The 12,505-nt window shown below is 67.7% G+C and carries 12 protein-coding genes; 4 read left to right on the forward strand and 8 right to left on the reverse strand.

Annotated elements, in window-relative coordinates; genetic code table 11:
• Positions 1-4: 4 nt before the first annotated feature.
• Both ACM2ZB_RS20295 and bioA read right to left on the reverse strand, forming a co-directional pair.
• Positions 5-742 carry a 16S rRNA (uracil(1498)-N(3))-methyltransferase gene (locus ACM2ZB_RS20295; RefSeq protein ID WP_416056758.1) on the reverse strand — a complete coding sequence of 246 codons (738 nt, stop codon included), beginning with the start codon at positions 740-742 and terminating at the stop codon, positions 5-7.
• Positions 733-2,124 carry an adenosylmethionine--8-amino-7-oxononanoate transaminase gene (gene bioA, locus ACM2ZB_RS20300; RefSeq protein ID WP_416056759.1) on the reverse strand — a complete coding sequence of 464 codons (1,392 nt, stop codon included), beginning with the start codon at positions 2,122-2,124 and terminating at the stop codon, positions 733-735. The genes ACM2ZB_RS20295 and bioA overlap by 10 nt, the downstream gene beginning before the upstream one ends.
• A gap of 77 nt (positions 2,125-2,201) precedes the next feature.
• Between bioA and nudE the strand changes: the two genes are divergently transcribed.
• From nudE to ACM2ZB_RS20320, 4 genes are read left to right on the forward strand one after another with little or no spacing between them, the layout of a single operon-like run.
• Positions 2,202-2,765 carry an ADP compounds hydrolase NudE gene (gene nudE, locus ACM2ZB_RS20305; protein WP_313442066.1) on the forward strand — a complete coding sequence of 188 codons (564 nt, stop codon included), beginning with the start codon at positions 2,202-2,204 and terminating at the stop codon, positions 2,763-2,765.
• Positions 2,762-3,565, forward strand: a complete 804-nt coding sequence (gene cysQ / locus ACM2ZB_RS20310) for a 3'(2'),5'-bisphosphate nucleotidase CysQ (RefSeq protein ID WP_313442064.1) — start codon at positions 2,762-2,764, stop codon at positions 3,563-3,565. The genes nudE and cysQ overlap by 4 nt, the downstream gene beginning before the upstream one ends.
• A 13-nt stretch (positions 3,566-3,578) precedes the next feature.
• Positions 3,579-4,412 (forward strand): nucleoside triphosphate pyrophosphohydrolase, encoded by an 834-nt coding sequence (gene mazG / locus ACM2ZB_RS20315; RefSeq protein ID WP_416056760.1) that lies wholly within the window; start codon positions 3,579-3,581, stop codon positions 4,410-4,412.
• Complete coding sequence (locus tag ACM2ZB_RS20320; protein ID WP_108765990.1) at positions 4,409-4,735, forward strand: YnfA family protein; 327 nt, start codon at positions 4,409-4,411, stop codon at positions 4,733-4,735. The genes mazG and ACM2ZB_RS20320 overlap by 4 nt, the downstream gene beginning before the upstream one ends.
• A 137-nt stretch (positions 4,736-4,872) precedes the next feature.
• Here ACM2ZB_RS20320 and ACM2ZB_RS20325 read toward each other — a convergent pair whose 3' ends face one another.
• From ACM2ZB_RS20325 to ACM2ZB_RS20350, 6 genes are all read right to left on the reverse strand, one after another.
• Positions 4,873-5,175: a DUF962 domain-containing protein gene (locus ACM2ZB_RS20325; protein WP_108757977.1), complete on the reverse strand. Its 303-nt coding sequence runs from the start codon at positions 5,173-5,175 to the stop codon at positions 4,873-4,875.
• A gap of 187 nt (positions 5,176-5,362) precedes the next feature.
• Positions 5,363-6,550 (reverse strand): GDSL-type esterase/lipase family protein, encoded by a 1,188-nt coding sequence (locus ACM2ZB_RS20330; RefSeq protein WP_416056761.1) that lies wholly within the window; start codon positions 6,548-6,550, stop codon positions 5,363-5,365.
• A gap of 18 nt (positions 6,551-6,568) precedes the next feature.
• A complete protein-coding gene (locus ACM2ZB_RS20335) occupies positions 6,569-7,321 on the reverse strand; it encodes an SDR family NAD(P)-dependent oxidoreductase (RefSeq protein WP_079222850.1) in 753 nt (250 codons plus the stop codon).
• A 46-nt stretch (positions 7,322-7,367) separates the two neighbouring features.
• Positions 7,368-8,672 (reverse strand): MFS transporter, encoded by a 1,305-nt coding sequence (locus tag ACM2ZB_RS20340; protein WP_416056762.1) that lies wholly within the window; start codon positions 8,670-8,672, stop codon positions 7,368-7,370.
• Positions 8,669-10,897, reverse strand: a complete 2,229-nt coding sequence (locus tag ACM2ZB_RS20345) for an oligoalginate lyase (protein ID WP_416056763.1) — start codon at positions 10,895-10,897, stop codon at positions 8,669-8,671. Before ACM2ZB_RS20345 ends, ACM2ZB_RS20340 begins: the two co-directional genes overlap by 4 nt.
• The gene (locus ACM2ZB_RS20350; RefSeq protein WP_416056764.1) at positions 10,894-12,333 is read right to left on the reverse strand and encodes a polysaccharide lyase 6 family protein; all 1,440 of its coding nucleotides are present in this window, start codon (positions 12,331-12,333) and stop codon (positions 10,894-10,896) included. The genes ACM2ZB_RS20345 and ACM2ZB_RS20350 overlap by 4 nt, the downstream gene beginning before the upstream one ends.
• Positions 12,334-12,505: the final 172 nt, after the last annotated feature.

Here is a 12,505-nt window from a genome sequence, read left to right on the forward strand (position 1 = left end):
ACCCTTACCCCAGGTCCCCCAGCCGCGCCTGCAGCGCCGCGATCGCGGCCAGGCCTGCGGTTTCCGTGCGCAGGATGCGCGGCCCCAGCTGCAGCCCCTGGAAGCCCGCCGCCGCCAACTGGTCACGATCACGCGGCGACCAGCCTCCCTCCGGGCCAATCGCGATGACGATGCCACCGGCTGGGGCCGAATCCAGCGTCGACAGCCGGTGCGCACCCTGCGGGTCCAGGGTGAGCCGCAGTGTGTCGGCCGGCAGTGCCGCCGCGGCCTGCGCCAGCGACAACGGCGAACCCACCTGCGGAATGCGCGCCCGCCCGGACTGGCCGCAGGCCGAGGTCACCACGTTGTTCCAGTGCGCCACGCGCTTTTCCGCGCGCGCGGCATCCAGCTTCACCTCGGTGCGCTCGGCATTCACCGGCACGATGGCGCTCACCCCCAGTTCGGTGGCCTTCTGCAGGATCAGGTCCATCTTCTCGCCGCGGGCGATGCCCTGCAGCAGGGTGATCGCCAGTGGCGATTCGTTGTCCACCGCCTGCACCGCGTCGATGCGCACCTGCACCTCGCGCTTGCCGGCCACGACAAGCGTGGCGCTGTAGTCGTGGCCATCGCCATTGAACAGCACGCAGGCATCGCCTTCGCGCAGGCGCATCACCCGCACCAGGTGGTTGGCCGTCTCTTCCGGCAGGGTCACGGTCTGGCCGCTGTGCAGCGCCAGGTCGATGGGGCAGCGGGTCACGCGCATGCAATCGCCTCGTCGATGGCTGCCAGCGTGGTATGTGCCAGCAGCTCCAGTTGTTCGTCATCCACGCAATACGGTGGCATCCAGTACAGCACGTCGCCCAGCGGGCGCAGCACCACGCCGCGCTTCAGCGCGGCCTTGTAGGCGTGCAGGCCAAGCCGCAGCGCCGGGTCGAACGGGGTGCGCTTGTCGCCGCCCCGGGAAAGCTCGAACGCCACCACCATGCCGGCCTGGCGCACATCGGCCACGTGCGGGTGGTCGGCAAACGGTGCCGCCAGCGTGCCCATCACCGAGGCGATGCCGCGGTTGCGGGCAACCACGTCCTCGTCGCGGAAGATGTCCAGCGTCGCCAGCGCCGCGGCACAGGCCAGCGGATTGCCGGTGTAGCTGTGCGAGTGCAGGAAGGCGCGCTCGCGTGAGTCGTCCAGGAAGGCATCGTAGACCGCCTGCGTGGCCAGCACGGCCGCCAGCGGCAGGAAGCCCCCGGTCAGGCCCTTGGACAGGCACATCAGGTCGGGCATCACGCCGGCCTGTTCGCAGGCGAACATCGTGCCGGTGCGGCCAAAGCCGGTGGCGATCTCGTCGGCGATCATGAATGCGCCGTGCGCATCGCACAGTTCGCGCACGCGCTGCAGGTAGACCGGGTCATGCATGCGCATGCCACCGGCGCACTGCAGGCGGGGCTCCAGGATCACCGCGCAGATCTCGCCGGGGTGCTGGTCGAACAGGGTGGCCAGGCCATCGGCCGCCTGCCGTGCGCGGTCGGCGGCGCTCTGCCCCGGTTCGGCCAGGTAGGCATCGGGGGAGGGCGCGAACAGGCCTTCGGCCAGCAGCGGCGCGTACACGCGGCGGTACAGCGGGATGTCGCCCAGCGCCAGCGCACCCAGGGTTTCGCCGTGGTAGCCGTTTTCCAGGGCGATGAAACGCGTACGGCTGGGTTCGCCGCGATTCTGGAAATACTGGAAGGCCATCTTCAGCGCCACTTCCACGCCCGCCGAACCGTTGTCGGCGTAGAATACTTTGGCCAGCGGTGCACGCCCGGCCTGGCGCGGTGCCAGGGCCAGCAGGCGCTCGGCCAGCACGATGGCCGGCTCATGGCTGAAGCCGGCCAGCATCACCTGTTCCAGCTGCCCGGCCTGGGCGGCGATGGCCGCGCCGATGCGCGGTTCGGCGTGGCCGAACAGATTGGTCCACCAGCTGCTGACCGCATCCAGGTAACGGTTGCCGTCGTGGTCGATCAGCCACGCACCCTGGCCCCGCGCGATCGGCACCAGGGGCAGGGTGTCCGGGTGCTCGCGCATCTGCGTGCACGGGTGCCACAGCACCTGCAGGTCGCGATCCCGCCAGTGCCGGGCCAGCGGGGAGGGGGTTGGGTCTGCTAGCATTTCGGGCTCATGAACATGTTGCTGCCTGCACATTCTATCGGCCCCGGCGCCCGCGCCGGCCGCCGCGGAGATTCCGCATGAACGACGACCGCGCCGGCCGTCGCCTGCCGATCATCCACCGGATCACCGACGAGGAGAACGGCCCCTTCCAGCGCCAGCACCTGGACCTGGAGTTCTCCAACGGTGAACACCGCCGTTTCGAGCGCCTGGTCAGTCGTGGCCATGGCGCGGTGGTGGTGGTCCCGATGCTGGATGAAGAGACCGTACTGCTGGTGCGTGAATACGCGGCCGGCGTGCATCGCTACGAGCTGGGCCTGGTCAAGGGCCGCATCGATGCCGGTGAGACCCCCGAACAGGCGGCCGACCGCGAACTGAAGGAAGAGGCCGGCTACGGTGCGCGCCGGGTCGATGTGCTGCGCGCGATGACCCTGGCGCCGACCTACATGAGCCACCAGTCCTGGCTGGTGGTGGCCCGCGACCTGTACCCGGAAAAGCTGGCCGGTGATGAACCGGAAGAGCTGGAAGTGGTGCCGTGGAAGCTGGCCGATCTGGACCAGCTGATGCTGCGCGAAGATTTTTCGGAAGGGCGCTCGCTGGCGGCGCTGTTCATTGCCCGCCAGTGGCTGCAGGCAACACGATGATCAAGTTGACCACGGAGCTGCGCGAGACCGCCATTGCCATCGCCCAGGAAGCCGGGCAGGCGATCATGCAGGTCTATGGCAGTGGCTTCGACGTGACCCTGAAAGCGGACGACAGCCCGGTCACCGCCGCCGATCTGGCCGCCAACCGGGTGATCGAGCAGGGCCTGCGCCAGCTGACGCCGGAGCTGCCGATCCTGTCGGAAGAATCGCCGGTGGTGCCGTGGGAGCAGCGCCAGCACTGGGGCGCCTACTGGCTGGTCGACCCGCTGGATGGCACCCGCGAATTCGTCAAGCGCAATGGCGAATTCAGCGTCAACATCGCCCTGATCTACCAGGGGGCCCCGGCCTTCGGCGTGGTCCAGGCCCCGGTGACCGGCATCGTCTGGCATGCCATGCGGGGCGAGCTGGCCTACCGCCGGCAGGGCCTGCACGACACCGTGCTGCGCACCCGCACGCCTGCCACCGCGCCGTTGCGCGTGGCCGCCAGCCGTTCGCACCGTTCGCCGGAAACCATTGCGCTGCTGCAGCGCATGGGCGAGATCGAAACGGTGGCACAGGGATCATCGCTGAAGTTCTGCCGGATCGCCGAAGGCGGTCTGGATGTGTACCCGCGGCTGGGCCCGACCTCCGAATGGGACACTGCCGCCGGCCAGTGCGTGCTGCACGCTGCCGGTGGTGCGGTGCTCTCGGCCAGCAGTGGCAAGCCGTTCCGCTACAACCGCCGCAATACCCTGTTGAATGGCGATTTCATCGCCCTTGGCGACACCAGCCTGCCGTGGCGCGACTGGCTGTCCGACTGACCCTGGAGCCCGCATGAGCGACACCCCCACCGCCGGCAACGCCGCCAGCACCGAACTGGAGCGCCTGCTGGCGATCATGGCGCGCCTGCGTGATCCGCAGGGCGGCTGTCCCTGGGATCTGGAGCAGAATTTCGCCACCATCGCCCCGTACACCATCGAAGAGGCCTACGAGGTCGCCGATGCGATCGACCGCGGCGACCTGGATGACCTGTGCGACGAGCTGGGTGACCTGCTGCTGCAGGTGGTGTTCCATGCGCGCATGGCCGAAGAGCAGGGTGCGTTCGCCTTCGCCGATGTCGCCCGCGCGATCAGCGACAAGATGCAGCGCCGCCACCCGCACGTGTTCGCCGACGTCAGCGTGGACGATGCCGATGGCGTGATGCGCAACTGGGATGCGATCAAGCGCGCCGAGCGTGCCGCCAAGGGCGACCAGGACACCTCGGCACTGGCTGGTATTTCGCGTGGGCTGCCCGAATGGCAGCGCGCGGTGAAACTGCAGTCGCGCGCGGCCAAGGTCGGCTTCGACTGGCCCGGCCCGCTGCCGGTGCTGGACAAGGCGGCCGAGGAACTGCAGGAACTGCGCGAGGAATTCGAGCGCGGCGACATCGCCGGCAACAAGGCGCGGCTGCAGGAAGAGCTGGGCGACCTGCTGTTCGTCTGCGCCAACTTGGCCCGCCATGCCGACATCGACCTGGGTGCGGCCCTGCGCGGTGCGAATCACAAGTTCGAGCGTCGTTTCCGCGCCATGGAAGCGCAGGCCGAAGCCAAGGGCAACACCTTGGCGGCGATGGACCTGGATGCACAGGAAGCCCTGTGGCAGCACGCCAAGGCGACGGAGAAGGCGTGAAGACGCTGGGGCTGTTCCTGCTGACCGCACTGGCCGAGATCGTTGGCTGCTACCTGCCGTGGCTGTGGCTGCGCAAGGGTGGCAGCGTCTGGCTGCTGCTGCCGGCCGCGGCCAGCCTGGCGCTGTTCGCCTGGCTGCTGACCCTGCACCCCACCGCCAGCGGCCGCGTGTATGCCGCCTACGGTGGCGTCTACATCGGCACCGCGCTGTTCTGGCTGTGGCTGGTCGATGGCATCCGCCCCAGCCGCTGGGACCTGCTGGGCGCCGCACTGTGCCTGGCCGGCATGGCCGTGATCATGTTCGGGCCACGCCAGCCGGTGTGATGCCCGACTGCCGTTGATCTTCTGTAGAGTCAAGCCATGCCCGACTGCCTTTGATCCTCTGTAGAGTCGAGCCATGCTCGACTGCCTTGGCTTTGGCAAAAAGCAGTCGAGCATGGCTCGACTCTACAAAAACCGGGTCACCATCTGATCCGGCCGCGCAGGATGTCGGCGAACATCACCCAATCGCCGACGAACGAGTACAGCGGGTGGCGGAAGGTGGCCGGGCGGTTCTTCTCGAAGAAGAAATGGCCGACCCAGGCGAACCCATAGCCGCACGCCAGTGCCGCCAGCAGCAGCATCGGCTGGCCGCGCAGCAGCGCTGCGGCCACCAGCAGCAGTACGCCACAACTGCCGATGAAGTGCAGGCGCCGTGAGACCGGGTGGCGGTGCTCGTCCAGGTAGAACGGGTAGAACTCGCGGAAGCTGGCGAAGCGGGACATGCACGTGCTCCGGGGCGATGACCGGCTACATCATGCACCTTCCGTGTGTAGAGTCGAGCTTGCTCGACTGCTTTTGATCTTCTGTAGAGTCGAGCCATGCTCGACTGTTTTTGGCAGAGGCAATCGAGCAAGCTCGACTCTACGAAACCACGGCAGCCGAGCATGGCTCGGCTCTACCGGAAGCGCCCTACCGCGGGGGTTCGCACCCCAGCATCTCCAGGTCGATCGCTTCGGCCATGCGCCGGTAGCCTTCATCGTTCGGATGCAGATGATCGCGGGTGATGTTGGCCGGCAGTGATTCGGGCTGCGCCGGATCGCGCAGTGCCGCATCGAAGTCAACCACGCCATCGAAACCACTGTCCTTGCCGCGTGCCCATTGGTTGATCGAGGCGCGGGTGGTGGCCGAGACCGGCTCGTAGCGCTCCGAGCCGCCGAACGGCGTGAGCGTGCCCAGGTAGGCGCGGATGCCGTGCGCGTGCAACCGGGCCGCCACCTGCCGGTAGCCCAGCAGCATGTCCGGTGCGTTGCGGCCGGGAACCGGCTGCGCGCCGCCGCCGTGGCGGATGTCATTGATGCCCTCAAACAGGATGACCTGATCGGCATCGGCCACCGCGATCACATCGCGGTCCAGGCGCGAGAGTGCGCTGTGGCTGCGGCCATGGTCCAGCAGCTTGTTGCCGCTGATGCCCTGGTTGAGCACCACGAAACGGTCCGGGCAGGCCTGCTGCAGACGCTGCGCCAGCCGCTCCGGCCACTGGTTGAACGATCCGCGCGTGGCGGTCGCGCCTTCGGTGATCGAATCGCCCAGCGCCACGATCACCTGCGGTCGTTCCGCGCGCTGCACCAGCACCGCCGAAAACACGTTCTGCTGGTAGCTGACGCGTACCTTGTCGGCCACCTCGTCCTGCTGGCCTTCAACCGCGCGCACCACGGTACGCCGGACGGCCGGCCGTGTGGGCTGCGGGAACCAGGCGGTCACACTGATCTCCTGCAGCGCGTTGACCGCCAGCGGCAGCGGATCGCTCAGCAGCGCCGCGCCCACCGGTACGTCGATGGCGCGGCGGCCATCGACAGTAACCGGCAGCGCCGCAGCGCTTCCGTCCTTCAGTCGCACGCGGATGTCTTCCACGTGCAGCGGCGCAGCGCCCAGCTCGTTGCTGATGCGCAGGCGCAGCGCCCGGCCACGGCTGCCCACCCGGATGTCCTGGCGCACCGTCTGTGCAGCGAACTGCACCGGTGCATCCGGCTTGCCGTCCTTGCGGTCGGGGGCGGGCGAAGCGGTCCAGGCGGTGACCCAGACCGGAGCGGCCTGGGCGACGGGGGCAGCCACGGCAGCGCCGAGGGCCAGCGAAAGCAGGGTGATCCAGCGCTGCATGGCAGGTGTCCGCTCAGGTCAGGAGAAGTAGGTGCCGCCGTTGACGTCCAGGTTCGCACCGGTGATGAAGGCGGCTGCATCCGAGGCCAGGAACACCGCCGCATCGGCCGCTTCATCCGGCACGCCCTGGCGGCGCAGCGGGGTGTTGCCGGCCACGGCGGTACGCACTTCCGGCTTGGTGAATTCATCATGGAAGCGGGTGGCGATCATGCCGCAGCACAGCGCGTTCACGCGGATACCCTTCGGCCCCAGTTCCTTGGCCATGGCGCGGGTGAAGGTCATCACCGCGGCCTTGGCCGTGGCGTAGATCGACGCGCCAGGGCCACCGCCATCGCGGCCGGCCTGCGAAGCGAAATTGACGATGGCCGCGCCTTCGCCCATGTGCGGCACCACCGCGTGGGTGGTCAGGTAGGTGGACGTCAGGTTCAGATCCATCACCGTGTGGAAGAACGCGGGGTCGATCTCGGCCAGCGGGCGGCGCTGCACCATGCCGCCGGCCACGTTCACCAGCAGGTCGATGCGCTCGCCGAACGCGGCCTGGGTCGCGGCTACCAGACCGGCCACGGCGGCGGCATCGGTCACGTCGGCGCGGTGCACGATGGCCTGGCCACCGGCGGCCTGGATCTGCGCCAGTGTTTCGTTGGCGCTGGCTTCATCGTTGGCGTAGTTGATGCAGACGCGTGCGCCGGCAGCGGCCAGCTTGATCGAGACGGCACGGCCGATATCACGGCCACCACCGGTGACGATGGCCACCTTGTCCTGGAACGACATGCGGGAAACTCCTTGGTTTGCGGGGGAATGAAGAGAAAAGACAGGCTCAGCCGCCACGGCGGTCGAGCTTGTGGATGGGTCCGGTCCACCACCACAGCGCGGCCAGCGACAGCGGCACCAGCGCGGCGACGAGGATGAAGATCGGGGCGTAGGAATGGCGGGTCAGCACCGGCACCAGCCAGGTGGTGATCAGCGTGCCGGCCACCGCGGCCAGGCCACCCAGGCCGGCCAGCGTGCCGACCGAGCGGCCATCGAACAGGTCACCGGGCAGGGTCTGGATGTTGCCGATGGCCACCTGGAAGCCGAACAGCACCGCGGCAATCGCCAGCACGGCAATCAGCGGCTGGTTGGCCAGCACCGCGCCCAGCAGGGCAGGGGCCATGATCACGCAGCCCAGGGTGATGGACAGCTTGCGCGCGCGGTCCACGCTGTGCCCGCCGCGGATCAGGCGCCCGGACAGCCAGCCGCCGCTGAGGCTGCCGAGCATCGCGCCGACGAACGGCACCCAGGCAAACAGTCCGATCTGCTTGATGTCGAAGCCGAAGGTCTCGGCCAGGTAGATCGGCAGCCAGGACACGAACAGCCACCAGATCGGGTCCAGCAGGAAGCGGCAGGCCAGCATGCCCCAGCTCTGCCGGTGGGCCAGCAGCGCACGCACGCTCACCTTCGGTGCCACCGCGTCCTGCTGCCCGGCCTGGTCTTCCATGATCAACCGGCGCTCGGCATCGCTCACCCACGGGTGCTTGTCCGGGCCGGCACGGTAGACGAACAGCCACGGCAGCAGCCACAGGAAGCCGATGGCACCGACCAGCACGAAGGTGCCGCGCCAGCCCAGCCACAGGTACAGGCCGGCGATGGCCGGTGCGGACACGATCGCGCCGATCGACGCACCCGCGTTGAACACGCCTTGCGCCAATGCGCGCTCGCGCGCCGGAAACCACTCGGCATTGGCCTTCACCGCGCCCGGCCACGCACCGGCCTCGCTGATGCCGAGCATCGCCCGCACCAGGCTGAAGGACAACATCGAATGGGTGATCGAATGCAGGGCGATGGAGATCGACCACACGCTGATCGACAGCGCGAAGCCCAGGCGCGTGCCGATCATGTCGAACAGGCGCCCGAACAGGAACTGGCCGGCGGCGTAGAACAACATGAACACCGTGACCAGCAGCGCGTAGTCATCCTTGGTCGCGCCCACTTCCTTGGCGATTTCCGGCCACATCACCGCCAGTGCGTTGCGGTCGATGTAGTTGATGACCGTGGCCACGGCGATCAGGCCAACGATCAGCCAGCGCACGGCCGACCGCACCGGCACCTTGCGCAGCTGGCTCACCACCGCAGGCCCGTTCATTTCGCGCCACCCTTGCTGCGGTCCATACGCGCATGGCTGCCATTCCAGCGGTAGACGTGGCCGTCGACGGTCACGCTGTGCTCGCCCTTGGCGGCACTGTCATCGGCCACGCCCAGGGCGATGCGTGCGCCGCTGGCCAGGCGCAGCTCGATCACCTCGGCATCGCTGCCACGGGTGCGCACGATGTCCTTGATGCGGCTGTCGGCGCCGTGCACGTACTCGGCCGTGCCGTTGTACTCGCCATGCGGCTCCAGCACGCTGAAGAAGGTCACGTCCTTCTGGCCTTCCACGCGCTGCAGCAGGGCCGGCTCACGGCGCAGGTTGAATTCGGGGTCGTTGGCACCGCTTTCCACCAGCAGCGCCTGTGCCGGCGCACTACTGCCGAAGCGGTAGGTGTAGAAACGCCCATCCAGCAGCCACGCCAGAGATCGCGGCTCGCTGCCGGGCTTGCTGCGTGCGTCCAGCCACAGGTGCTGGTAGCCGTTGTCCTTGCCCAGCACCGGGCGCTGGGCGGGGAAGTGTTCGGCTTCGAAGCCGGTGGTGATGATGTGGCCGTTGAAGTGCAGCGGCAGGTCGTAGCGCGCGGCCTTGTCGCCGTGCACCTGCAGCAGGTCCAGCACCACCGGCAGGCCCAGGTCGGGATGGCGCAGCAGTGCCTGGGTACGGGTGAACACCACGCCGGGGTAGGCGTCGCGCATCGTTGCCGAGGCAACCTGGGTATCGGCATCGGCCTGGAAGAAGCGCACCTGCGGCGCATGTTCCTCGCCGCGCTTCCAGTCACCCTTGAAGTGGCTCTGCTCGTCCACCACCAGCGTGTTGTGGGCCACGGTCTGCTTGGCCCAGCTGCGGTTCTCGGCCAGGTAGATGCCGCCGCGCTTGGCTTCCACGTTGAGGAAGCGTGCTGCACCGTAATCGGTCACCACCGGGTTGCCGTTGTCGTAGAACAGCCAGTTGAGCTTGTCGAAATGGCCGTGGCCCATTCCCTGCATGGTGTCCTTCTGCACCAGCGCCTGGCCGCGTTCGCCGTTCATGCGCAGGATGGCCAGGCCGCCGCGGTCGCCGTCAGGGCCGTCGCGCAGCAGCATCGGCCGGTAGTCGAAGGGCTTGGCCTTGTTCGCGGCCAGGGCCTGCGCCACCTGCAGGCCTTCGGGCGAAAGCAGCAGGCGTTTCTGCTGCTGAGCCACCGACAGCAGGCGGTCATCGCCGGTACGCGCATACGCAATGCCGATGCCAGCCACCAGTTCCTCGGTGTCGATGCCTTTGTCCAGGATCGCATCGTTGATCGGGAAGAACAGGCCGTCGTAGCTGGTCTGCACCAGCACATCCACGGCCTTCAGCAGCACGCCGTCGCGGCGCGCGAATATCTTCCGCTGCGGTTCGTTGCGTTCGATGGCATTGGCGAACAGCAGGAACGGCGCCAGGGCATAGCGCTGGTAGTAGGGGCCTTCCTCGTAGTAACCGTCGGGCGAGAACAACAGGTCGATCTGCCGCAGGAAGCCGAACTGATCGTCCTTGCGGCTGCCGCGCAGCGATTTCTCCACCAGCTCCTGGTCGCGCAGCACGTAGCCGGTCATGCCGGTGGCGGCCACGGCCCAGGTGGCGTGGTTGTGGATCTGGTCGTAGTTCTTCGGCTCGCTGATGAGGAATTCGGCCATCGGCCGGAACACCTGCGATTCGATGGTCTGCCGGTCCTGCGCGGACAGCGCATCGCGGATCGCGTCGTAGCCCTGGATGGCGTTGACCAGCCACACCGAATCATTCAACACCTGCCAGAACACGCGGCCGGGAATCTGCCCGCGACCTTCCGGGTGCGGGCCCAGCGTGGGGTAAAGCTTGGCGTACTGCAGCAGCATGTCGCGCGAGTACGCGACATAGGCCTTGTCGCCGGTCAGCCGGTACAGGGTGCCGGCCGCCAGCAGGGCCTGGTAGTTGCGCTTGTGCTGTTCATGGGTCCGGCCGCCGCCCTTGTCCTTGGGCGCCGGCACGTCGATGCCGGCCTTCATCATCTTCTTCAGCGACTTTTCCGTGCGCGCCTGTTCCTTGGCGAACCACGGGTAGCGGCTGCCTTCGCTGGCCATCTGCTGCCACTGCGCGGCGGTGACCAGCACTGGTGCGGCATCGGCCTGGCGCGCAGCCGCGGCCGGGGCCGCCAGCAACGGCGCGGCCGGCAGCAGGGCAAAGGGGACGGCCAGGGCCAGGGAAACGAACAGCGGCTGCAACCTCATCGATCAACTCCGGTGCTGGTGCGGGACAGGGCAACCTCGCCCACCTTGGGATACCAGTCCACCCCCGTGGCCTCGCGTGCGGTCATCGCCAGAGCCGGATCGGCACCATTGGCGGGCAGGGCAGGGGTGGGCGTCCACAGGCCGCCGGCGGCCTGCTGCAGGGTCACGCTGCGGCTTTCGACGCCGCTGGGAAATACCGTGCTTGCCTGCGGCGACTGCACGTTGCCGCTGAAGGCGATGCCGGCCAGCGCACTGGCGGCGGTGGGCGGGTTCTCGCTGGTGCGGTTGACGATCAGGTTGGCGCTGAAGCGGCTGTTGCTGGCGGCCACGTCGATGCCCTTGGCCGCGTCATGGCCGACGCCGAAGCTGATCTTCGCCACATCCACGAACGTGTTGCGGCTGATGGTGGCGTTGACCACCGGCGCATAGCCGGACAGCGGCGGATCGGCCTGCGCGTCCATGATCGCCAGCGCCGAGCGGTTGCTGGAACCGGCCAGGCGCTCGAAGTAGTTGTTGCTGACAGTCTGGTCGGCGTTGATGATGCGCACGCCGCCGGTGCCGGCCTTGTCATCGCCCAGGAAGACGTTGTCGATCACCCGGTTGCCGTTGCCATGGCGCAGGGTCAGCGCACCGGCGGAGCGGTAGAACACGTTGCCGCGGTAGGTGTTGCCGCCGGACTTGTTGGAGACGATCTCGGTCTCGCCGTCGCAGCCTTCGAACCAGTTGTTTTCCACGGTGCTGTTGGAATCGCTCAGCGAGGTATCGCTGGTGCCGACGCGGATCGTTTCGCCGCCGTTGACGCCGAGCAGCGGGCGCGGCCCGAACCAGTTGTGGTCGATGCGGTGCTGGTTGTCCAGGCCCTGGGTGGCATCGCGCACCACCACCACGGTCGGCCCGGCATTCGTCTTGCCGCGCAGCTGGCTGTGGTCCAGGCGGTTGTGGCTGCCGTACAGCGATACCCAGTAGTCCTGGTCGCTGGCATCGGGGTTGGTGTAGTCGTCGATGACCAGGCCGGTCACCCGGCTGTGGCTGGCCACCGCCTTGCTGGATTCGCGGAAGGCCACCACCGCGTCGCCCGGCGTGTAGCCGTTGCGGAACACCAGGTGGGACACCTGCAGATAGCTGCCGGCCAGGCGCAGGTCAGAACGCCCGCTGAGGATCACCTTGCCCGGCGTCTGCGCGCGCAGGCTGATCGGCGCGGCCTCGGTGCCTTGGCCCTTCAGCAGCAGGCGGGTGTCGGTCCAGGTGCCATCGGCCAGCACGATTTCATCGCCCGGCTGCAGCGCAGCGCTGGCGGTGGCGAACTCGGCGGCATCATGGACCAGCCAGCTGGCGGCCAGTGCTGGCTGGGTGGTCAGGCAAAGTGACAGACCAGTTGCCAGCGAAAGTGAGCGATAGAGGTTGGACGGGCGTTGCGAATTCGATTCGATGCGCATGAAGTCCTTCCGGGAAGGGTCGAGCCGCGGTTTCGGGTGGGTGTGCATACCACTTGCAGGGCTTGTTGTAAGCCAGCTTTCGCGCAAAGTCATGCTGCATCAGCACATTCAATGGCATCCAAGTGGTATGAAACAAAGGTATTAAGAAAAATACAGTCCAGTTGGTTGACAT

The organism is Stenotrophomonas maltophilia, assembly GCF_047782825.1.
Taxonomy (GTDB): Bacteria; Pseudomonadota; Gammaproteobacteria; order Xanthomonadales; family Xanthomonadaceae; genus Stenotrophomonas.

Bases quoted from the DNA above. Each gene is read 5' to 3' on its own strand.
- ACM2ZB_RS20295 (WP_416056758.1), bottom strand. From the start codon at position 742: ATGCGCGTGACCCGCTGCCCCATCGACCTGGCGCTGCACAGCGGCCAG.
- bioA (WP_416056759.1), bottom strand. From the start codon at position 2,124: ATGCTAGCAGACCCAACCCCCTCCCCGCTGGCCCGGCACTGGCGGGAT.
- nudE (WP_313442066.1), top strand. From the start codon at position 2,202: ATGAACGACGACCGCGCCGGCCGTCGCCTGCCGATCATCCACCGGATC.
- cysQ (WP_313442064.1), top strand. From the start codon at position 2,762: ATGATCAAGTTGACCACGGAGCTGCGCGAGACCGCCATTGCCATCGCC.
- mazG (WP_416056760.1), top strand. From the start codon at position 3,579: ATGAGCGACACCCCCACCGCCGGCAACGCCGCCAGCACCGAACTGGAG.
- ACM2ZB_RS20325 (WP_108757977.1), bottom strand. From the start codon at position 5,175: ATGTCCCGCTTCGCCAGCTTCCGCGAGTTCTACCCGTTCTACCTGGAC.
- ACM2ZB_RS20330 (WP_416056761.1), bottom strand. From the start codon at position 6,550: ATGCAGCGCTGGATCACCCTGCTTTCGCTGGCCCTCGGCGCTGCCGTG.
- ACM2ZB_RS20335 (WP_079222850.1), bottom strand. From the start codon at position 7,321: ATGTCGTTCCAGGACAAGGTGGCCATCGTCACCGGTGGTGGCCGTGAT.
- ACM2ZB_RS20340 (WP_416056762.1), bottom strand. From the start codon at position 8,672: ATGAACGGGCCTGCGGTGGTGAGCCAGCTGCGCAAGGTGCCGGTGCGG.
- ACM2ZB_RS20345 (WP_416056763.1), bottom strand. From the start codon at position 10,897: ATGAGGTTGCAGCCGCTGTTCGTTTCCCTGGCCCTGGCCGTCCCCTTT.
- ACM2ZB_RS20350 (WP_416056764.1), bottom strand. From the start codon at position 12,333: ATGCGCATCGAATCGAATTCGCAACGCCCGTCCAACCTCTATCGCTCA.